20 protein-coding genes are annotated in these 19,007 nt (G+C 64.5%); 13 read left to right on the forward strand and 7 right to left on the reverse strand.

The features are described from left to right. Nucleotides 1-41: 41 nt before the first annotated feature. The gene (gene hemC, locus ACVWYI_RS09640) at nt 42-1,022 is read left to right on the forward strand and encodes a hydroxymethylbilane synthase (protein WP_456661821.1); all 981 of its coding nucleotides are present in this window, start codon (nt 42-44) and stop codon (nt 1,020-1,022) included. A gap of 197 nt (nt 1,023-1,219) precedes the next feature. On the opposite strand, the gene hemE is transcribed toward hemC, so the two are convergent. After that, the gene (gene hemE, locus ACVWYI_RS09645) at nt 1,220-2,254 is read right to left on the reverse strand and encodes a uroporphyrinogen decarboxylase (protein WP_456661822.1); all 1,035 of its coding nucleotides are present in this window, start codon (nt 2,252-2,254) and stop codon (nt 1,220-1,222) included. A 109-nt stretch (nt 2,255-2,363) separates the two neighbouring features. Between hemE and ACVWYI_RS09650 the strand changes: the two genes are divergently transcribed. Both ACVWYI_RS09650 and ACVWYI_RS09655 read left to right on the forward strand, forming a co-directional pair. Further along, nucleotides 2,364-2,579: a hypothetical protein gene (locus ACVWYI_RS09650; RefSeq protein WP_247340543.1), complete on the forward strand. Its 216-nt coding sequence runs from the start codon at nt 2,364-2,366 to the stop codon at nt 2,577-2,579. A gap of 171 nt (nt 2,580-2,750) precedes the next feature. After that, nucleotides 2,751-4,661, forward strand: a complete 1,911-nt coding sequence (locus ACVWYI_RS09655; RefSeq protein WP_456661823.1) for a sensor domain-containing diguanylate cyclase — start codon at nt 2,751-2,753, stop codon at nt 4,659-4,661. 11 nt (nt 4,662-4,672) lie between these two features. On the opposite strand, the gene ACVWYI_RS09660 is transcribed toward ACVWYI_RS09655, so the two are convergent. Together ACVWYI_RS09660 and trhO are read right to left on the reverse strand one after the other, a co-directional pair. Next, nucleotides 4,673-4,891: a SlyX family protein gene (locus tag ACVWYI_RS09660; protein WP_247440677.1), complete on the reverse strand. Its 219-nt coding sequence runs from the start codon at nt 4,889-4,891 to the stop codon at nt 4,673-4,675. Further along, nucleotides 4,881-5,693 (reverse strand): oxygen-dependent tRNA uridine(34) hydroxylase TrhO, encoded by an 813-nt coding sequence (gene trhO, locus ACVWYI_RS09665; protein ID WP_247440679.1) that lies wholly within the window; start codon nt 5,691-5,693, stop codon nt 4,881-4,883. Before trhO ends, ACVWYI_RS09660 begins: the two co-directional genes overlap by 11 nt. Before the next feature lie 186 nt (nt 5,694-5,879). Here trhO and ggt point away from each other — a divergent pair, with 186 nt between their 5' ends. From ggt to ACVWYI_RS09690, 5 genes are all read left to right on the forward strand, one after another. After that, entirely contained in the window at nt 5,880-7,466 is a 1,587-nt protein-coding gene (gene ggt / locus ACVWYI_RS09670; protein ID WP_354045686.1) for a gamma-glutamyltransferase, read from the forward strand. A 169-nt stretch (nt 7,467-7,635) separates the two neighbouring features. Next, entirely contained in the window at nt 7,636-8,250 is a 615-nt protein-coding gene (locus ACVWYI_RS09675) for a (2Fe-2S)-binding protein (RefSeq protein WP_247340533.1), read from the forward strand. Nucleotides 8,251-8,254: 4 nt separating this feature from the next. Further along, nucleotides 8,255-9,277, forward strand: a complete 1,023-nt coding sequence (locus tag ACVWYI_RS09680) for an FAD binding domain-containing protein (protein WP_456661824.1) — start codon at nt 8,255-8,257, stop codon at nt 9,275-9,277. Further along, the gene (locus ACVWYI_RS09685) at nt 9,274-11,565 is read left to right on the forward strand and encodes a xanthine dehydrogenase family protein molybdopterin-binding subunit (RefSeq protein ID WP_456661825.1); all 2,292 of its coding nucleotides are present in this window, start codon (nt 9,274-9,276) and stop codon (nt 11,563-11,565) included. Before ACVWYI_RS09680 ends, ACVWYI_RS09685 begins: the two co-directional genes overlap by 4 nt. Nucleotides 11,566-11,625: 60 nt before the next feature. Beyond that, nucleotides 11,626-12,090, forward strand: a complete 465-nt coding sequence (locus ACVWYI_RS09690) for an FKBP-type peptidyl-prolyl cis-trans isomerase (RefSeq protein WP_456651104.1) — start codon at nt 11,626-11,628, stop codon at nt 12,088-12,090. Nucleotides 12,091-12,162: 72 nt separating this feature from the next. Here ACVWYI_RS09690 and ACVWYI_RS09695 read toward each other — a convergent pair whose 3' ends face one another. After that, the gene (locus ACVWYI_RS09695) at nt 12,163-12,381 is read right to left on the reverse strand and encodes a CsbD family protein (protein ID WP_456661826.1); all 219 of its coding nucleotides are present in this window, start codon (nt 12,379-12,381) and stop codon (nt 12,163-12,165) included. Nucleotides 12,382-12,509: 128 nt separating this feature from the next. Between ACVWYI_RS09695 and ACVWYI_RS09700 the strand changes: the two genes are divergently transcribed. The 3 genes from ACVWYI_RS09700 (at nt 12,510) to ACVWYI_RS09710 (ending at nt 14,114) form a co-directional block, all read left to right on the forward strand. Next, nucleotides 12,510-13,022 (forward strand): cupin domain-containing protein, encoded by a 513-nt coding sequence (locus ACVWYI_RS09700; RefSeq protein WP_354105217.1) that lies wholly within the window; start codon nt 12,510-12,512, stop codon nt 13,020-13,022. A gap of 132 nt (nt 13,023-13,154) precedes the next feature. Continuing rightward, on the forward strand, nt 13,155-13,583 hold the full coding sequence (locus ACVWYI_RS09705) for a VOC family protein (protein WP_456661827.1): 429 nt from the start codon (nt 13,155-13,157) through the stop codon (nt 13,581-13,583). 42 nt (nt 13,584-13,625) lie between these two features. Further along, nucleotides 13,626-14,114, forward strand: a complete 489-nt coding sequence (locus tag ACVWYI_RS09710) for a VOC family protein (protein WP_456661828.1) — start codon at nt 13,626-13,628, stop codon at nt 14,112-14,114. Between the two features lie 145 nt (nt 14,115-14,259). Here ACVWYI_RS09710 and ACVWYI_RS09715 read toward each other — a convergent pair whose 3' ends face one another. Both ACVWYI_RS09715 and ACVWYI_RS09720 read right to left on the reverse strand, forming a co-directional pair. Beyond that, nucleotides 14,260-15,420 carry a hypothetical protein gene (locus ACVWYI_RS09715; RefSeq protein WP_456661829.1) on the reverse strand — a complete coding sequence of 387 codons (1,161 nt, stop codon included), beginning with the start codon at nt 15,418-15,420 and terminating at the stop codon, nt 14,260-14,262. Between the two features lie 2 nt (nt 15,421-15,422). Next, nucleotides 15,423-16,124 carry a FecR family protein gene (locus ACVWYI_RS09720; RefSeq protein ID WP_247440693.1) on the reverse strand — a complete coding sequence of 234 codons (702 nt, stop codon included), beginning with the start codon at nt 16,122-16,124 and terminating at the stop codon, nt 15,423-15,425. Nucleotides 16,125-16,175: 51 nt separating this feature from the next. Here ACVWYI_RS09720 and ACVWYI_RS09725 point away from each other — a divergent pair, with 51 nt between their 5' ends. After that, nucleotides 16,176-17,606, forward strand: coding sequence for a phospholipid carrier-dependent glycosyltransferase (locus tag ACVWYI_RS09725; protein WP_456661830.1), 1,431 nt, complete (start codon nt 16,176-16,178; stop codon nt 17,604-17,606). Nucleotides 17,607-17,663: 57 nt separating this feature from the next. Here ACVWYI_RS09725 and ACVWYI_RS09730 read toward each other — a convergent pair whose 3' ends face one another. Then, nucleotides 17,664-18,305, reverse strand: coding sequence for an OmpA family protein (locus ACVWYI_RS09730; RefSeq protein WP_456661831.1), 642 nt, complete (start codon nt 18,303-18,305; stop codon nt 17,664-17,666). Between the two features lie 320 nt (nt 18,306-18,625). Here ACVWYI_RS09730 and ACVWYI_RS09735 point away from each other — a divergent pair, with 320 nt between their 5' ends. Continuing rightward, nucleotides 18,626-18,871: a hypothetical protein gene (locus tag ACVWYI_RS09735; protein ID WP_247440700.1), complete on the forward strand. Its 246-nt coding sequence runs from the start codon at nt 18,626-18,628 to the stop codon at nt 18,869-18,871. Nucleotides 18,872-19,007: the final 136 nt, after the last annotated feature.

The raw sequence follows: 19,007 nt of genomic DNA on the forward strand, positions 1-19,007 counted from the left end.
CCCCAAACAAGGGACCAGCGCATCGAGAAGGAGCATACGGCTTGGCTACGCGACTCAAGATCGGCACACGCAAGAGCGCGATGGCGCTGGCACAGACGGAAGAGATCGCGCGCCGCCTGATCGCTGCCATGCCCGATCTCGACGTCGAGATCGTCAAGTTCGACACCACGGGCGATCTCGACCAGACCAGCAAGCTGTTGCCCCATGGCGGCAAGGGCGGTGCCTTCGTGGCGCAGATCCGCGCCGCCGTGCTGTCGGGCGAACTCCATGCGGCGATGCATTCGCTGAAGGACATGCCCGGCAACGAAGACACGCCGGGCCTCGTGATCGGTGCCACGCTGTCGCGCGATCCCGCCCATGACGCGCTGGTGCTGCGTGACGGCGTGACGGTCGAGGCGCTGCGCCAGTCGGGCGGCAAGGGCTTTAAAGTCGGCACCAACGCCGTGCGCCGTGCCGCCTATGCGCGGCGGCTATTCCCCGACGTCGAGATCATCCATTTCCGCGGCGCCGCGGACACGCGCGTGCGAAAACTCGACAATGGTGAGAAGCAGCGCCTGCCGGATGGCGGAGCGGTGGGACCTGCGGATGCGCTGATCATGGCGCGGTCGGGTCTTGACCGCGTCGGCCTTTGGCAGCGCATCGCCTACGAGTTTACCGCGGCGGAGATGCTGCCCGCGGCGGGCCAGGGCATCGTCGCGGTCGAATGTGCCGCGCAGGACTGGCAGACAAGGCAAATCCTCGCATCGATCGACGATCCCTCCGCACATGCCTCTGCCGATGCCGAGCGCGAGGTGCTGTGGGTGCTCAACGGCCACTGCAACTCGCCGATCGCGGGCTTTTCGACGATTGCGGGCGATCAGATGTCGTTGACCGCGTCCGTGCTCGATCTCTCCGGCGACACCATCATCGAAGCTTTGCGTTCGGGCCCCGCCGATCGCCCACGCGAACTCGGCCGTGCGGTGGGTCTGGATCTGTTGGCCAAGGGCGCCGCGGAGATCATCGAGCGTAGCCGGCCGCGCTAAGCTCTTACCGAAATGCTCATGGGGCGATGATGGTATCATGCGCCTGTTTTGCCCGACGGGTCAAACGGCCTCGTGGCGGCCGCTTGAGCCATGCCCGCCTAATTTTTTCCCAGCCTAACTTTTTCAATGACTTGGCTACTGTGCATGGGGTTGTTTTCGCGTTTTTTGTTTTTCCGCTCCCCCAGGCGCGAAATAAATCAACCCCGCACGCGCTTCAGCATCTGCTCGACATGGGCGATCGGCGTCTCCGGCTGGATGCCGTGGCCGAGATTGAAGATCAGCCGCCCTTGCGCAAAATTCGCCAGCACGTTGTCGACCGCGCGATCGAGCGCGGCGCCGCCCGTGATCAGCGCCAGCGGATCGAGATTCCCCTGCACGGCGACTTTGCTTTGCACGCGCTCGCGGATGAAGGCCGGCTCCGCAGTCCAGTCGATGCTGACGGCGTTGACACCTGTTGCCTCGACGAAACCGGGCAATTGCGCACCGGCGCCGCGCGGAAAGCCGATGATCTTCGCGTCCGGCACCTTGGCGCGCACGCCTTCGACGATGCGCCGCGTCGGCTCGACCGACCAGCGCGCGAACTCGGCGGGCGGCAGCACGCCGGCCCAGGTGTCGAAGATCTGCAAGGCGTTGGCGCCGGCCGCGAGCTGCGCCAGCAGATATTCGATCGAGTTCTCGACCAGCACGTCGATGATCTCTGCGAACGCCTCCGGATGCCGGTAGGCCATCATCCGCGCCGGCGCCTGGTCGGGCGTGCCCTGGCCGGCGACCATGTACGTCGCCACCGTCCACGGCGCGCCGCAGAAGCCGATCAGCGCGATCTTGGGATCGAGCGTACCGCGGACGATCCGCAGCGCCTCGAATACCGGCGCGAGCTTGCTGAAATCGGCGTGCTTCGCCAGTGTCGCGACCTTGGCGGGATCATCCAGCGGTTCGAGCCGTGGACCCTCGCCGATTTCGAAGCGCACGGAACGTCCGAGCGCATAGGGGATCACCAGAATGTCGGAGAAGATGATCGCCGCGTCGAAGCCGAACCTCCGGATCGGTTGCAGCGTCACTTCGGCGGCGAGTTCCGGGTTGAAGCAGAGATCGAGGAAGCCGCCGGCCTTGGCGCGCACCTCGCGATATTCCGGCAAATAACGGCCGGCCTGCCGCATCATCCAGACCGGCGGGATGACTTCCCGCTGGCCGGTGAGGACGTCGATGAACGGTTTTGTCGCAGACTGGGGCACGAACGGTCCTGAAGATGGTTACGGCTCCTGATACACCGCCGCAGCCCCGAGCGGAACAGGGGAACCAGCGCAACTGAGCCGCGTTGACCAGCCAACGGAGGAAGAGATCATGGCTGAGACATTCAACCCCGCCCCGCATGACAAGCATGCCGACGATCTGCACGAAGCGCTCGCTGCCGACCGCCACGCCAAGCTTGACGCCGGGCTGGAAGATACCTTCCCGGCTTCCGATCCCGTGAGCGCCGCCCAGCCGGCGCCCTCGAAGGCCGATGCGGATGCCGACAATCCCTCGCTCTGGAACAAGGTGAAGGCCATCTTCGCCTAGCAGCCGGGACGCCGGATTCCGACAGGTTTGCTAATGCCTTGTTAGCGATGTGCTGATGCCGGCGTCCGTACGACTACGGGAAACCGGAGACGTCAGCGCATATTGCTGCAGGCGTTTCAGAGTTCGATAACAGAAACGGCAGAGTTTCCGATCATCGGAGAATTCTGCCGCATGAACGCTGTGACCCAAAGAGCAAGAGCCGGATGGAGCCGCCTGCCGCTGCGGGCGGCTGCGTTCGTCGCGCTGACCTGCGCGGCCATCCTCGGCGTCAGTGGCTGGCGGGAATGGGCGGCGCGCGACGCGGTGCTCAAGGGCGCCGAGACCGAGATGGCGAACGTTGCGCGCTCGCTGACCCAGCATGCCGAGGACAGCCTCGATCTCCTGGATTCAGGCGTCGTCGGCGTCGTCAGCCGGCTGGAGATGGACGGCACCGAGCCGGCCACGGTCGCCAAGCTCAGAACCTTGCTGGAGGCGCGTAAGAAGGCGATGGAGCGCGTCCACAGCCTCGCCATCATCGACGACCACGGCAATTGGTTGACCTCGCCCGGCACGATCGGCTCGACGTTCAACGACGACGCGTTTTTCCGCTATCACCAGCTCTCGCCGAAACGTGAGCCCCATATCGGCCGCCCGGTGAAGAGCCTGCTGGATGGCGAGTGGGTCGTCACCCTGTCGCGGCGCTTCAACAAGCTCGACGGCAGCTTCGGCGGCGTGGTGCTCGCGACCATCAGCTCGAGTTATCTCTCGCATTTCTACGAGCAGTTCGAGATCGGCCGCAACAGCTCGGTGGCGCTGATGCACGGCGACGGCATGATCATCGCGCGCAATCCCAGCAACGACAGGTTCGTCGGTCGCAGCGTCGGCGACACCCCGCTATTCCGCGACGCCGGCCTGCAGCAGCCGAGCGGTGCCTATCATTTCAAGTCGCCGCTGGACGGCGCCGCACGCGTCAGCTTCTTCAAGCGCAGTAGCCGTTATCCGCTCGTCCTGCTCGCTACCGTCGACAAGGACGAGCTGCTGGCGCCCTGGCGCGCTGCAGCGATCTCCCGCATGCTCTATGTGCTCGCGCTGGTCATGCTGATCGCAATCATCGGTGCGGTGCTGGTGCGGCAGCTGCAGCGGGGCCAGCGCATGGCCGCCGCGCTGGTCGAGAAGGAAGCGCATTTCCGGCTGCTTGCCGAAGGCTCCAGCGACATGGTGACGCGTATCGGGCTCGACGAGCGGCTGCGCTATGTCTCGCCGTCGTCGATCCGCGTCGTCGGCTGGCGCGCCAACCAACTGATTGGAACGCCCGCGCTCGCCGGCGTTCACGCGGATGATCGGCCGCAGGTCCAGGCTCTCGTCGATGCCATGAAGCGCGGCGAGAAGGAGGAGGCGCGCGTCACCTATCGCAACGCGCACCGGCTGAACGGCGAAGTCTGGCTCGAATCGACCATGCGGGTGACCCGCAAGGACAATGGCCGCGCCGACGGCGTGGTCGCGATCTCGCGCGACATCACCGAGCAGAAGAAGCTGGAGACCAGGCTGGAAACCCTCGCGATCGAGGACAGCCTCACCGGGCTTGCCAATCGCCGCCGCTTCGACGAACGGCTGAAGGAGGAGTGGGCGCGCGCTTATCGCGACCGCTCCAGCCTCTCATTGCTGATGATCGACGTCGACCACTTCAAGTCCTACAACGACGAATACGGCCATCCCGCGGGCGATGCCTGCCTGCGGCTGGTGGCGCAGATCTTCGCCGCCGAGATGCAGCATCCCGGCGATCTGGCGGCGCGCTACGGCGGCGAGGAGTTCGCCGTGCTGCTGCCGAACACCGACGCCGCGGGCTGCGCCCGGATCGGCGAGCGGATTCGACGGGCGATCCGCGATGCGGGCCTCGTCCACACCAGCAACCATGCGTCCGGCTGCGTCACCGCTTCGCTCGGCGGTGCAGCCTGCCGGCCGGCGCTGGAGCGCACGGCTGGCGTTGTCTCGCTCGTCGAGGCCGCCGACCAGGCGCTCTATGCCGCGAAGGAGGCCGGGCGCAACCGGCTGATGATGTCGGGCGAGGTGACCAACCTTCTGCGCAAGGCGTCCGGTCAGTAACACCGCTCAATTCAATAATGTGGTGGGGGCTCATTGGCTGCTCCCGGCGCATTCGCCTCGGCCTCCTGCAGCCGCTCGCCGAGCTCCGCGATCTTCCGCGTCAGCGCGTCGATCTGCCTCCACTGCGCGGTGATGGTCTGGTTCAGCGTCTCGATCGTGTCGTCCTGATAGGCGAGGCGCGTTTCCATCGTGTCGATGCGCTCGCCGAGCGTCTTGATCTCATTCGTCACGTGCCGTGTCCTTGTCCCTTTCGCGCAATCCAAGTTCGTGCAATCCAAGTTCTTGCAATCCAAGTTTTTGCGAGCCAAGTTCTCGCAAACCATGGCCGAGCGCGACGCGCTCGTCGAACACGAAGCATTCGCCGCGCCAGCGGCTCTGCGCCTCCGGCACCTCTTCCAGATATTTGAGAATGCCGCCCTTGAGGTGATTGACCTCGGCAAAGCCGCGCGCGAGCAGATGCGCGCTCGCCTTCTCGCAGCGGATTCCGCCGGTGCAGAACATCGCGATCCTGCGGTGTTTGGCGGGATCGAGCTGCTCGGCTGCAAATTCCCTGAACTGGCCGAAGCTCTTGATGCCGGGATCGATCGCGCCGTCGAACGTCCCCATCGCCACCTCGAAGGCGTTTCTGGTGTCGAGCACCAGCGTGTCGGGCGCCGTGATCAGTGCGTTCCATTCGCTCGCCTCGACATAGGTGCCGACTTGGCGCGTCGGATCGGCGGCCTGATCGCCGAGCGTGACGATCTCTTTCTTGAGCCGCACCTTGAGCCGGCCGAATGGCATCGCCTCGGCGGTCGAGAATTTCAGTTCGAGATTGTTTAGCCTGCCGTCGAACATGTCGCTGTGCGCGAACTCATGGGCGAGAGCGTCGATCGCCTCGGCCGTGCCGGCGACTGTGCCGTTGATGCCCTCCTGCGCCAGCAGCACGCTACCCTTTAACGCCAGGCCTGCACAGAATGCGCGCAACGGCTCGCGCAGCTCGCGGTAATCGGGCAGGGCGGCGAATTGGTAGAAGGCGGCGACCTTGTAAATCATGGTGTCCGTTTAGCAGGCGGCCCGCGCCCGGAAAACCCGCAACGCGCAGCTCTATTCCCAGCGGGTAGCAGCCATTTCCCTGGTATGCCAGCATTGCCCCGGCGGGCCGGAATGTGTCATGTAAGCCCGGTTTTTCCGACCCCGGCGCACCATCCGCGCGAGACGCCCAACGAGAGCAAGGATTCGATGAGAAACTTCCATTTCCCCGGCAGGTCCACGGTCCACGCCACCAACGCAATGGTGGCGACCTCGCATCCGCAGGCGTCGCTCGCCGCGATCGAGGTGCTGCGCGAGGGTGGCACGGCGGTGGACGCGGCGGTGGCGGGCTCGGCGCTGCTCGGCGTGATCGAGCCGCAATCGACCGGCATCGGCGGCGACTGCTTTGCGCTGATCCAGCCGCGCGGCGAAGGCAAGATCATCGCCTATAACGGCTCCGGCCGCGCCCCCAAGGCGGCGAACGCCGATTGGTATATCGAGCGCAAGATCAACTCCGTGCCGCTGACTTCGGCGCATGCGGTCTCGGTCCCCGGCGTGATCGACGCCTTTGCGACTGTTTTGCGCGATCACGGCAAGTTCGGCTTCGACCGGCTGCTCCAGCCCGCGATCAAGGCGGCCGAAGAAGGCTACGTCGTCGCCCCTCGCATCGCCTTCGACTGGAAGAACCAGTTCGAGAAGCTGAAGCGCGGCACCAACACCGAGCGCTATCTGCTGCCGCACGGCAAGCCGCCGGTGGCCGGCGATGTCATCCGCCAGGCGGAGCTCGGCAAGACGCTGCGGGCGATCGCCAGGGACGGTCGCGACGCCTTCTACAATGGCCCGATCGCGGAAGACATGGTGGAGACCCTGCGCGGAATCGGCGGCCTGCACACGCTCGACGATTTCGCCGCGCACGCCACCGAGACGACGACGCCGATCGGCACGATGTACAAGGGCTACGACGTCTGGCAGTGCCCGCCGAACGGACCTGGCCTCACCATGCTGCTGATGTTGAACATCCTGTCGCGGTTCGACCTGACAAAATACGCGCCGCTCAGCATCGAGCGTTTCCATCTCGAAGCCGAGGCCGCGCGCATCGCCTACATGCATCGCGAGCTGCATGTCTCCGATCCCGAGCATATGCAGATCGAGGTCGCCAAAATCCTCGCCAAGGAATTCTGCAACGAGCACATCGACAAGATCCGCATGGACGGTATGCTCGACCTGCCGAACGTCGCGCCGCCGATGAATCCCTCGACCATCTACATCACGGTCGTGGACAAGGACCGCAACGTCTGCTCGTTCATCAACTCGATCGCGCATTCATTCGGCTCGGCGATCGTCTCGAACAAGACCGGCGTCCTGCTCCAGAACCGCGCCGGCGGCTTCCGTATCCAGCCCGGTCACCCGAATTGCATCGCCGGCGGCAAGCGTCCGCTGCACACGATCATGCCGAGTCTGCTCACCAAGGACGGCCGGTCCGTGATGCCGTTCGCGGTGATGGGCGGACAGTATCAGCCGGTTGGCCAGACCCATGTGGTGACCAACATTCTCGACTATGGCTGCGACGTACAGGAGGCGATCGATATGCCGCGCGGCCTGCATTACGAGGGCCAGTACCAGCTCGAGGACAGCATGCCGGCCGATATCGTCGAAGGCCTGAAGAAGCTCGGCCACAAGACTACCAGCGTGGTCGGTCCGCTCGGCGGCGCCCAGGCGATCTGGATCGATTGGGAGAAGGGCACACTCACCGGTGGTTCCGATCCGCGCAAGGATGGTTGCGCCCTCGGCTATTGACCACCGCGCACGGGGTTCCCTGCGCACGATCAGGAAAAGTTGACGAAGGGCGACGCGGCATTTGCTGCATCGCCCTTTCTCGTTCGGAACGGAGCTCATTGCTTCAGGTTAAGGGGCGATGAGCGGTGCAGGTGTGCGCTGCTTTTGCTCGAAGCGGCGGAGGCCCTCCATGTCCGAAAAACCAGGTTCCGGACGATCCGGATTCGATCGGCGCGCCTTCATAGCGGGCGCTGCCGGCAGTGCGCTGGTCCCTATGACGGCGCGCGCGGCCACGCAGGATGCGAGCGTGTCAGCCGCGCAGGATCCGGCGCTTCCGGTTGATGTCACGCTGCGGGTCAACGGCAAGGACAAGCGCCTGCACATTGACGCCCGCACCACGGTGCTCGATGCGCTGCGTGAACATCTCAAGCTCACGGGCAGCAAGAAGGGCTGCGACCACGGCCAGTGCGGCGCCTGCACGGTGCTGATCGACGATCGGCGCGTGGTATCGTGCCTGACGCTCGCGCTCGCAGCCGAGGGGCAGGAGATCACGACGATCGAGGGCCTTGCCACCGACGATCATTTGCATCCGATGCAGCAGGCCTTTGTCGACAACGACGCCTTTCAATGCGGCTATTGCACGCCGGGCCAGATCATGTCCGCCGTGGCCTGCGTCAAGGAGGGGCATGCGGGCAGCGAGGCCGACATCCGCGAATATATGAGCGGCAACATCTGCCGCTGCGCCGCCTATCCCAACATCGTCGCCGCCGTGAAGCAGGCCGCGCCCGAGATCATGAAAGGCTAGGCGCATGCGACCGTTTTCGTATCAGAGAGCAACAGATCCTGACTTGGCCGTGCAGGCGCTCAGCGCTGCCGCGGCTGCGAACAATCCGTTGACGCAGGCCGCGGCACAGCCGCTCGCCGGCGGCACCACGCTGATCGACCTGATGAAGCTGGACGTGATGCGTCCCGCCGCGCTCGTCGATATCAATCCGCTTGCTAGCGGCTGGTCCGCGATCGAATCCAAAGGCGACGGCTTGCGGCTCGGCGCGCTTGCGAAGATGTCCGATGTGGCCGCGCATGCCGAGATCCAGCGCAATTATCCTGTGATCGCGAATTCCCTGAATCTCGCCGCCAGCGCCCAGCTGCGCAACATGGCGACGCTCGGGGGCAACGTGATGCAGCGAACGCGTTGCAGCTACTTCCGTGATGTCTCCTATGAGAATTGCAACAAGCGCAATCCTGGCTCGGGCTGTGCCGCCATGGATGGCGTCAATCGCATGCATGCGGTGCTCGGCACGTCCGATCAGTGTATCGCGACCTATCCCGGCGATTTTGCCCAGGCGCTGATCGCGCTGGACGCAATGGTCGAGATCACCGGCAGGTCCGGCACGCGCAACGTGCCGTTCGCAGATCTGCACAAGGCACCCGGCAGCACGCCCGACATCGAGACCACACTTCAGCCCGGTGAGTTGATCTCGGCATTCTCCGTTCCCGGCCGCTGGCCGCGCTCGGTCTATCTCAAGGCGCGCGACCGTCAGTCCTATGAGTTCGCGTTGTCGTCGGCTGCCGTCGCGCTCGACGTGCAGGATGGCACGATCAGGGACGCACGCGTCGCGCTGGGCGGCGTCGCCACCGTGCCGTGGCGGGCGCGCGAGGCGGAGGCGCTGCTGAAGGGACAGAAATTCGACGACGATCTGGCGCAGCGTGTTGCCGCTGCCGCTTTCGCGGACGCGCGGGGACGCCAGCACAACAGCTTCAAGATCGCGCTCGGCAAGCGCGTGGTGGCGCGCGCGCTCCAGCAGGCCGTAACGATGGAGGTCCGATCATGACCGCTGCAGCTCCCGAGCCGAAGGCAAACATGGGCCAGCCGGTGCCGCGCTATGACGCGGCCGCAAAAGTCACGGGACGGGCGACATATGCGTCCGACATGCCGCTCGACAATCCCGCCTACGCATTCCTGGTCACCAGTGCCATCGCCAAGGGCCGCATCGACGGCTTCGATCTCGACGACGCCAGAGGCGTCCGCGGCGTGATCGACATCGTCACGCACGAGAACGCCCCGAAGCTGAAGGAGTCGAAGCTGTTCAGCAATGGCGGCTATGCCGGCACCACGATCCAGCCGCTGAAATCGGCCGACATCGCCCATGACGGCGAGATCATCGCGGTGGTCATCGCCGAGAGCTACGAGGCCGCTCGCGAGGCCGCCAATCGCGTCAAGGTCAGCTACACGGCCGTAGCGCCGAGTGCGAGCTTCGACTCGCCGGGAACGACCACGGCTGCGGCGAAAGGGCAAAACTCGCAGTTCAAGGAAGACCCGGAGGTCGGCGATTTCGCCAAGGCGTTCGACCAGGCTGAGGTCAAGCTCACCGCCTCCTATGACACGCCGACCCAGCACCACAACCCGATGGAGCTGTTTACGACGAGCTGCGCCTGGATGGGCGATAACCTCGTCATCCATGAGGGCAGCCAGTATGTCTATGGCCTGAAGAACGGCGTCGCCGAGCAGCTCGGCATCGACGCCGACAAGGTCCGTGTCGTCAATCCCTATGTCGGCGGCGGCTTTGGTTCGCGCGGCTCGATGACGCCGCGAACCGCCATTATCGCCGGCATCGCCAAGCGCCTGAACCGGCCGATCAAGCTGGTGCCGACCCGCGACCAGGGTTTCACCATCGCGACCTACCGCGCTGAGACGCGCCATGAGATCAGGCTTGGTGCTGGTCGGGACGGCAAGCTGGCGGCTTTGAGGCACGAGGGCTCCGAGGTTTCGTCGCGTCCGGATGCCTATTGCGTCGGCGGCACCAAGACGACGACGCGGCTCTATGCCTGCCCGAACGTCAGCAGTCTGGTGTCGATTGTGCGCGCCGACCGCAACACGCCGGGCTTCATGCGCTCACCGCCGGAGGTGCCATATCTCTTCGCGCTGGAGAGCGCGATGGACGAACTCGCGGTGAAGCTGAACATGGATCCGGTCGAGCTCCGCCGCATCAACGACACCACCGTTGAGCCGATCGGCGGCAAGCCCTATACGTCCCGGTCATTGATGGCGTGCTTCGATGAGGCCGCCAAGGCGTTCGGCTGGTCGCAGCGTTCGCCGCAGCCGAAATCGATGTCGGACGGCGACTGGCTGGTTGGCTATGGCTGTGCCGCCACCTGCTATCCGACGCAGATGGCGCCGTCCGCCGCGCGCGTCCGCCTCCAGCGCGACGGCCGTACCCGGGTCGAGATCGCCGGTCACGAGATCGGTACCGGTGCATACACCGTCATCGCCCAGACCGCGTCCGAGCGGCTCGGCGTGCCCCTGGAAAAGGTCGCGGTCTTCGTGGGTGACAGCGACCTGCCGCCGGCGCCGGTTGCCGGCGGTTCGAACTCGACCGCCAGCACCTGCTCGGCAGTGATGATGGTGTGCGATCAGCTTCGCCAAAGGCTGTTCAAGGCCGTGATGCCGGGCGACAGCCTCGCCGACAAGGCCAAGGAGACTGTCGGCATCAGCCAGACGCCAAGCACGCAGGCGGCGAAGAGCGATCGTCCGCTCGATCTGGACAGGGCCTTCGACGCGCTCGGTGTCGGCGTCGTCGAGGAATACGGCGAGTGGAAGCCGGAAGGCGCGCCGCTGGACTCCTTCGCGGCCATGCACAGCGGGCACGCGCGCCTGGTCGGTGGTCACTCGATGAAGGACAAGATTGCCTATGCCTTCGGTGCCGAGTTCGTCGAGGTCCGCGTCAACCGCTTTACCCATGAAATCCGTGCGCCGCGGCTGGTGGGAGCCTTCGCGGCGGGCCGTATCATGAATCCGCGCACGGCGCGCAGCCAGCTCATGGGCGGCCTGATCTGGGGCATGTCCTCGGCGTTGCTGGAGGCCACCGAGATCGACGAGCGCAATGCGCGATACGTCAACGACAATCTTGCCGACTATCTCGTGCCTGTGAATGCCGACGTGCCCGGTGTCGAGGTGATACTGCTCTCCGAGCAGGACGATCACATCAACCCGGCAGGCGTGAAGGGCCTCGGCGAGCTTGCCAATGTCGGCACCAATGCGGCGATCTGCAATGCGATCTACCACGCCACGGGCCAGCGTATCCGCAAGCTGCCCGTGCGGCTGGAAAATATCGAGGTTTGAGGGGTGGAAACCGCATGCTCGTTGCGCTAGACACCTTCCGCCTCAAACGGAAGGTGTCTTATGCAGCGTTTACAGCGCGTGCTCCTCGCCATCATGTCGGCACTTGCGATCACCGTGATCGGCAGTGTGTCGACGTTCGTTTCCACAACGGCCTCGGCCCAGACCGCAGGAAAGACCATGACCACAGCTTCAGGATTGCAGATCACCGATAGCGTCGTCGGCACCGGCGCTTCGCCGAAGCCCGGACAGATTTGCGTGATGCACTATACCGGCTGGCTTTACGAGAACGGCCAGAAGGGCAAGAAATTCGACTCGTCGGTCGATCGCAACGAGCCGTTCGAATTCCCGATCGGCAAGGGCCGCGTCATCGGCGGCTGGGACGAGGGCGTTGCCTCCATGAAGGTCGGCGGCAAGCGTACGCTGATCATTCCGCCGCAGCTCGGGTATGGCGCCCGCGGCGCAGGCGGCGCGATCCCGCCGAACGCAACGCTGATGTTCGACGTGGAATTGCTCGGGGTGAAGTAAGCCCGCAAACAAAAGACCGGCCTCTCGGCCGGTCTTTCGCTTTCAGTCTTGTTTGTCTCAATGCTGGACGTGTTATTCCGTTCCGCGCTTGGCCGCAGCCGCTGCGCGATCGACCGCGTCTTTCGCGGCGTCCTTGGCGTCGCCCATGGCCCGCTGGCCCTTGCCCTTCACTTCCTGGACTGCGCCTTCACCCTTCATGCGGTCGGACCCGGTGGCTTCGCCGATGCCCTGCTTGGCCTTGCCCATTGCCTCGTTGGCGGTGCCCTTGATCTTGTCGGTCGTGCTACCCATGAAACTCTCCTTGCGGTTTGCTTACCGAGACAACGCCCGATGGCTATGAGGGTTCCGATTTTGGTATGGCTTGCGGGCGCGGCTTTGGGTTAGTTTGCCGCGCACGGAACCAACAGAAAGCAAGTCCCATGACCGGCCATGACCATCCGCATTCCCACCATGACCACGATCATGACGATCGCTGGAAACATGACGGCGTGCGCGTCATTCCCGGCAACCAGCTCGATACCAATGTGCCGTCGACGGCGGGCATGGACCGCGCGGCCGCGATCAATTTCGCGCGCGTCGGTGCGCAGAAATTGTGGGCGGGCACGGTCAGCATCAAGCCCGACGCCAAGACCGGCGCGCATCACCACGGCCATCTCGAAAGCGTCATCTACGTGGTGAAGGGCAAGGCGCGAATGCGCTGGGGCGAGAGCCTGCAATTCACCGCGGAGGCCGGCCCCGGCGACTTCATTTTCGTCCCGCCCTACGTGCCGCATCAGGAGATCAACGCCAGCCGCGACGAAGTGCTGGAATGCGTGCTGGTGCGCAGTGACGGCGAGGCGGTCGCGATCAACCTCGACATCGAGCCGGTCGAGAAGCCCGAGACCGTGCTGTGGGTCGATCCCATTCACCGCGATCCGAACGAGAAGAAGTAAGGCTGCCCAAAACCGCGCGGGGGGCGATGCGACAGAACCCCGCAGGTTAGGGAGCGAAAAATATCCGGAAGCGATGTCGGGTGGCTGCCCAGCCATCCGTCCTTGGGTAGAACCCCGCCCCAGGAGCTTTCGATGCCCAAAATGATTTTCGTCAATCTTCCGGTGACTGACCTCAAGCGCGCCACCGCCTTTTACGAGGCGGTCGGCGCGGTCAGGAACCCGCAATTCAGCGACGATACGGCGAGCTGCATGGTCTTTTCCGAGACCATCTTCGCCATGCTGCTGACCCACGACAAATTCCGCCAGTTCACACCGAAGCCGATCTCGGATGCCAGGACCTCGAACCAGGCGCTGTTCTGCCTGTCCGCGGACAGCCGCAACGAGGTCGACGATATCGTCGGCAGGGCCGCGGCAGCGGGCGGGGCGGCCGATCCCGGCCCGAAGGACGAATACAGTTTCATGTACGGCCGCAGCTTCGAGGATCCGGACGGCCACATGTGGGGTGTGAACTGGATGGACATGGCAGCCTTCGCCGCGCAGTCCGACATGGCGAACGCCTGATCCAAGCCCACAACACCAACAATCTGAAGAGGAGCATTCAAGATGTCAAAGGTCGTGCCCTGCATGTGGTTCAACGGCGATGCCGAGGAAGCCGCGAAATTCTACGTCTCGCTCGTTCCGAATTCGGAGATCACGCACGTTCAGCGCAACGTTTCGGACAACCCGTCCGGCAAGGAAGGTTCCGTGCTGGTGGTCGAGTTCACGGTCGCCGGACAGCCTCTGGTCGCGCTCAACGGCGGCATGAAGATGGAATACACCCACGCGCTCTCGCTCATGATCCATTGCGACGATCAGGTCCAGGTCGACAGCGTCTGGAATGCCTTCCTGGCCCATGGCGGCAAGGAAGAGCAATGCGGCTGGCTGCATGACCGCTACGGCGTGTCCTGGCAGGTGGTGCCGAAGGTGATGTTCGAATTCCTCTCGAGCCCCGACAAGGCCGCCGCCGCACGCGCCATGCAGGCCATGATGAAGATGGTCAAGCTGGATGAGGATGTGCTGCGCCGCGCGTTCGAGGGCAAGTCGGCGGCGTGAGGCGGTGGCGGTTCGGCCTAAGAGCGGACTCCTCATCCTGAGGAGCTTGCGCAGCAAGCGTCTCGAAGGATGAAAGGCCGAGCTGCTAAAGCGGGGCCTGCATGGTTCGAGACGGCGCGCGCGCGCGCCTCCTCACCATGAGGAATTAATAATTGATCCGCAGCCCCACGCCGCCATGGATGGTGTTGCCCACCGGCTGCGGACCCAGCGTGCCGTTGGCGAACAGGTCCACGATCCAGCCTTTCTGCACGCGGAAGCCGAGCCGGCCGCCATATTCGAACCAGCCCTGGTTGCCCATGGTCGGCACCACCGTGCCGTCGCCGGTCACGGTGGCGACGATGCCGCTGTGGCTGGCGAACGACTGCACCCAGCCGCCATTGATGTTGGCCTCGATGTTGCTGCCGTAGAGATGTGTCCACTGACCGCCGATCTTGACCAGGTTGGTGCGGTCGGTGCCGGTCGCGATGCTGGCGTCGAACGGATTGAACGCCACCGCGCTGTCGGTATAGCCCGAGACGCGCTGCCAGAGTTGCCAGACCTCGATCGAGGCGGCGACCTCGTCGCGGGGCGACACACGGCTCATCCAGCCGGCGCGGCCGTAGACGGCGTAGTTCGAGGCGTTGGTCGAACTCGTGACGCTCACCGGGCCGAGGTTGGTGTTGTAGCTGCGGGTGTAGCGCGCCTTCTCCCACGGCGTCAGGATCGTGCCGATGTCGAAGAACGGGCGCGACGAGCCCCAGTCGGTGAAGTCATAGCGCAGCGCGAAAGCGCCGATCGGCGCGCTGGTGATGTTGTAGCCGCCCTCGCTGTACTGCGTGTAGGCGATGCCGGCGAGCAGTGACAGATTGTTGGTCAGCTCCTTGCGGCCGTGGATGCCCGCCGAAAACGAGCCCGCGGAGCCGAACGCGCTGATGCAGTTGCTACAATTGACCTGCTCGTTGACGCCGAGCAGCACCGTGCCGAGCACCCGGTTGGTGATCATCTGGTTGAAGCGCTGATTGGCAAGGCCGCCGATCGAGTTGCCGCTGGAATCCGCGCCGGTCGGCGTCGGCGTCGGGCTCGGCGAGGAGGACGGATAAGGGCTCGGCGACGATGACGGGTAGGGGCTGGGCGAGGGCGAGGGCGAGGGGCTGTAGGTCGGCGTCGGCGAGGATGAATAGCTCGGCGCCGGGGTGGGCGTCGGCCCTCCGCACTCGGACGCGCAATTCGTGGCGGCTGCCGCCGGACGGGCATCGACCGCGACAAACGCAAACGCAGCCGCGGCGGTCAGCACGAGGATGAAGCGCCTGACGTTGAATACCTCCATCGTCAGCGCCCGCACAGCATGCCGTCGTCATGGACGGCGGGCGTGATGGTCGGCGACGCCTCCGCATATTGGTTGACCGCGCACAGCCCGGCGCTAGCGGCGCAGGTCGCGGCAAACGTCCAGGGCGGCGTATTGGTCTTACTGATAGAGACCTTGCCGCCGGTCGAGGTGATGATTGCGGTGTCGCCGGGCTGCGTGAGCTGCACGCACTGCAAGCTCGTCGTGCACACGCTGGCGGCGCCGTCCTGCAGCACGACGACCGAGCGGCCGCGCTGGGACAGGATATCGAGCGTGGTGCCGCGCACGCCGATGGTCGCGAGCGGCGTCGTGATCTTGTAGGCGGTCTTCGCGGAATGTCCCGTAACGAAACGGAATGCGCCGGTGGTCATGCGGATCGCGACGTCGCGATAGCTGTGCTCGTCGTTGAAGACGGTGCGGTCGAGCTTGAGCGTCGCGCTCGGGCCGAGTGACAGATTGGTGCTGTCGGCCATCACGAAGCGCGCCGCGCTGTCGGCGCCGGTGCGCACGGTCTCGTCGCGCAGCATGCCATCACCGACACTGATCGGCGTCGTGGTCGCGGCCACGCGCACGACCTCGTTCTGGATCACGACGGCTTCACCGACGCGCGTCTGCGCTTGCGCGCAAGGCGCTGCGCACAAGGCGGCCGACAACAGCGTGGAGAAAAGCCAGAAACGCAAATTCATTTCGCAATCGATCGATTTGTCCCTGATCGTACCGGATCGCGCGCGCTTGCGATGTGGCGAAATTATCACAAGCGACGCGGGACCTGCGTTATGCTTAGTGACAGTTGCGGCAGAATGCGTTCAATGAAAAGCGCGATCTTTGTTTTTGTCCGCGGTGACGCAAATTTGCCACGCAAAACTTCTCCACAAATGCCGCTCGACTTGCCCGCAGTTCCGAAGGTGTCGCGGAGCGCAGTGATTGCTGTCGTGATTTTCCTGGTCGCGCATCTCGCGCTGCTGATCGGCCTCACGACGCCGGAGAAGTTCGTCTTCGACGAGGTGCACTACGTGCCGGCTGCGCGGCAGATGCTGGCACCGGCGATGTCGCAACCGATGCTCAATCCGATGCATCCGCCGCTGGCCAAGGAGCTGATCGCGGTCTCGATCGCGGGCTTCGGCGACAACGCGCTGGGCTGGCGCTATCCCGCGACATTGTTCGGGGCGCTCGCGATCGTCGCGACCTATCTGTGCGGCCTCGCGCTGTTCGCCGCGCAAGGACCTGCGATCGCCGCCGCGCTGATCGCCGGCTGCAACCAGATGCTGTACGTGCAGGCGCGCATTGCGATGCTCGACATTTTTGCGTTGGGCTTCGGCCTGCTCGCGATGGCCGCCTTCATGCACGGTTTTCGAAGGGATCGCCCGCATGCGTTGTTCGCGCTCGCGGGCAGCCTGTTCGGCTGTGCTGCGGCCTGCAAATGGAGCGGCCTGTTTCCGCTCGGAATCTGCATCGTCATGGTTGCGGTGATCCGCCTGATGCAGGGCTGGCGCACGCTGTTTGCCGACGCGAAGCCGAGTGACTGGTATCGGCCCGATCTGTGGCCCGATTTTCGGATGCAGCATGCCGCGCTGTGCTTTGCCGTGCTGCCGGCGCTGACGTATCTCGCCGCGTTCGTTCCGCTCTATGGATTGTCGCTATCGGATCTGATCGAGGCGCAGCGCCGGATCTTCGCCGACAACACCACGACGGCGATCGCCGGCCACACCTATATGAGCGCGTGGCCATCCTGGCCGTTGCTCGCGCGACCGGTATGGTTCCTGTTCGACAAGACCACGGAGGACAACGTCTCCGCAATCGTCTTCCTCGGAAATCCGCTGGTGCTGTGGCCCGCGTTGCTCGCGCTCGCGGTCGTGCTGCGCGATTTCGTCGTCGCGCGTCGCTGGGATGCGTTCCTGATTGCGGCCTTCTACTTCGGGTCCTGGCTCGCCTGGGCGTTGCTGCCGCGCACGCTCGGCTTCATCTACTATTATCTGCCGGCTGCGACCGTGGCGTCGCTTGCGCTGGTCTACGTGCTGCGCCGGGACGGTCTGCCCCGCTGGATGTTGTGGGCCTATGTCGGCATCGCAGCGGTCGGTTTTGCGGTCATGCTGCCGATCTCCGCGGCGTTTGTCGGCGTGTCGATGCAAACCTTCGGCCGGCTGATGCTGTTCCAGAGCTGGATATGACATCGCCGCCTGCCGGGGGAACGGCGGGCGGCGTCTTCATTGGCAATGACCGGGGAATTACTTCGACGCGGACTTGGTGTCCATGTTGACGACCTGGACGCGGCGGTTGATGGGGTCGGTCCCGTTGGCGGTATCCTTCAGCTTGGTCTTGCCATAGCCGACGGTGACGAGATCGGTGCCGGTGAGGCCGTAGTTCTGCACCAGGTACTTCTTGATGGTGTCGGCGCGACGTTCGGAGAGGCCCTGATTGTATTCTTCGCCGCCGACCGCATCGGTGTGGCCGGCGACCACGAAGGTCGAGCCCTTGAGCGACGGATCGGACAGGGCCTTGCCGAGCGCCTGCACCGACGATACCGAGGTCTTGGCGATGTTGGCCGAGTTGTAGTCGAACTGGATTTCCAGATCGATGTTCGGCTTGGTCGCCGCGAGCTCGGCGATCTGGTCGCGCTCGCCGGTCGAGAGCGACCGGGTCGAGCGGTTGCGCACCGTATTCAGGAAGGTCGATTCCTTGGCCTGCACCGCCGAATCGGCCTGCGGACCGGCGGAGAGGCCGCGGGTCGCCGGCTTCGGCTTCAGTGCATCCAGGATCTGGCCTGTGGAGACGTTGTTGTCGCCGGCCAGGGCGAGGCCCGCTGTCATCGACAGCGCTGCCGAGAGAGCAATCGCCTTCAGTCCAAAAAAATTAACAAAACGGGTCATTGTCGTATCCTCGCTGTTACGCCTGATGGCGATTTGATGCTGCGAGCATAGGGAAGGTTCAAAGCACCTAATGTGATCTTGGTCACGGTGGCTATAGCCGCTCCCGGAGTGATCCTGACGCATTTTGCGGCGTGGACATCGATCGTCGCAAAGCCGTCGCGGCATGGTCAGCTCGCGGACAAGATGTCGGCCAGATGCGCGCCTAGCCCCTTCAACCGACAATCACGAGCGAGGGAGCCGAGTTCCATCCAGTGCCGAGGCCAAGTGACTACCAGACCTATCGCAGTGGCCCGACGGAACGGACAGTGCCCCTGAGCTCAATGCCCGTCTATATCGGCGCGGCCATGATCGCGGTGGCGATCCTTCTATCGACGCTGATCACAGGGATGACCTCCCGCTATGTCGGGCTTGAAGGGTCGACCGACGAGAACATGTGGCTGGTCGATCGTCTCACCGGCAGTGTCTATCGCTGCCAGGCGGAGGGGCGCGGCAGAGCCGCGTGCGAGCCGGACGTCGCCACGGGTAGCGTCGGCGACCGGTCCAAAGCCCCGAAAGATGACCGCTGAGCCTCCACCTTCGCACCGCCGACACGCCGGCCAAGGTGGCGGCCAACAAGGAAATGGCCATGGCTAACACCGACATGAGCAATGGCAAGATGAAGAGCGCCTGCATGCACTACATGAAGTCGCAGAAGGCGATGAC

Source organism: Bradyrhizobium sp. LB13.1 (genome assembly GCF_054056815.1).

Excerpts from the sequence above, each read along its gene's own strand:
- ACVWYI_RS09650 (WP_247340543.1), top strand. The coding sequence starts at position 2,364 with ATGGCTGAGACATTCAACCCCGCCCCGCATGACAAGCATGCCGACGAT.
- ACVWYI_RS09655 (WP_456661823.1), top strand. The coding sequence starts at position 2,751 with ATGAACGCTGTGACCCAAAGAGCAAGAGCCGGATGGAGCCGCCTGCCG.
- trhO (WP_247440679.1), bottom strand. The coding sequence starts at position 5,693 with ATGATTTACAAGGTCGCCGCCTTCTACCAATTCGCCGCCCTGCCCGAT.
- ggt (WP_354045686.1), top strand. The coding sequence starts at position 5,880 with ATGAGAAACTTCCATTTCCCCGGCAGGTCCACGGTCCACGCCACCAAC.
- ACVWYI_RS09675 (WP_247340533.1), top strand. The coding sequence starts at position 7,636 with ATGTCCGAAAAACCAGGTTCCGGACGATCCGGATTCGATCGGCGCGCC.
- ACVWYI_RS09680 (WP_456661824.1), top strand. The coding sequence starts at position 8,255 with ATGCGACCGTTTTCGTATCAGAGAGCAACAGATCCTGACTTGGCCGTG.
- ACVWYI_RS09685 (WP_456661825.1), top strand. The coding sequence starts at position 9,274 with ATGACCGCTGCAGCTCCCGAGCCGAAGGCAAACATGGGCCAGCCGGTG.
- ACVWYI_RS09690 (WP_456651104.1), top strand. The coding sequence starts at position 11,626 with ATGCAGCGTTTACAGCGCGTGCTCCTCGCCATCATGTCGGCACTTGCG.
- ACVWYI_RS09695 (WP_456661826.1), bottom strand. The coding sequence starts at position 12,381 with ATGGGTAGCACGACCGACAAGATCAAGGGCACCGCCAACGAGGCAATG.
- ACVWYI_RS09700 (WP_354105217.1), top strand. The coding sequence starts at position 12,510 with ATGACCGGCCATGACCATCCGCATTCCCACCATGACCACGATCATGAC.
- ACVWYI_RS09705 (WP_456661827.1), top strand. The coding sequence starts at position 13,155 with ATGCCCAAAATGATTTTCGTCAATCTTCCGGTGACTGACCTCAAGCGC.
- ACVWYI_RS09710 (WP_456661828.1), top strand. The coding sequence starts at position 13,626 with ATGTCAAAGGTCGTGCCCTGCATGTGGTTCAACGGCGATGCCGAGGAA.
- ACVWYI_RS09715 (WP_456661829.1), bottom strand. The coding sequence starts at position 15,420 with ATGGAGGTATTCAACGTCAGGCGCTTCATCCTCGTGCTGACCGCCGCG.
- ACVWYI_RS09720 (WP_247440693.1), bottom strand. The coding sequence starts at position 16,124 with ATGAATTTGCGTTTCTGGCTTTTCTCCACGCTGTTGTCGGCCGCCTTG.
- ACVWYI_RS09725 (WP_456661830.1), top strand. The coding sequence starts at position 16,176 with ATGTGGCGAAATTATCACAAGCGACGCGGGACCTGCGTTATGCTTAGT.
- ACVWYI_RS09730 (WP_456661831.1), bottom strand. The coding sequence starts at position 18,305 with ATGACCCGTTTTGTTAATTTTTTTGGACTGAAGGCGATTGCTCTCTCG.
- ACVWYI_RS09735 (WP_247440700.1), top strand. The coding sequence starts at position 18,626 with ATGCCCGTCTATATCGGCGCGGCCATGATCGCGGTGGCGATCCTTCTA.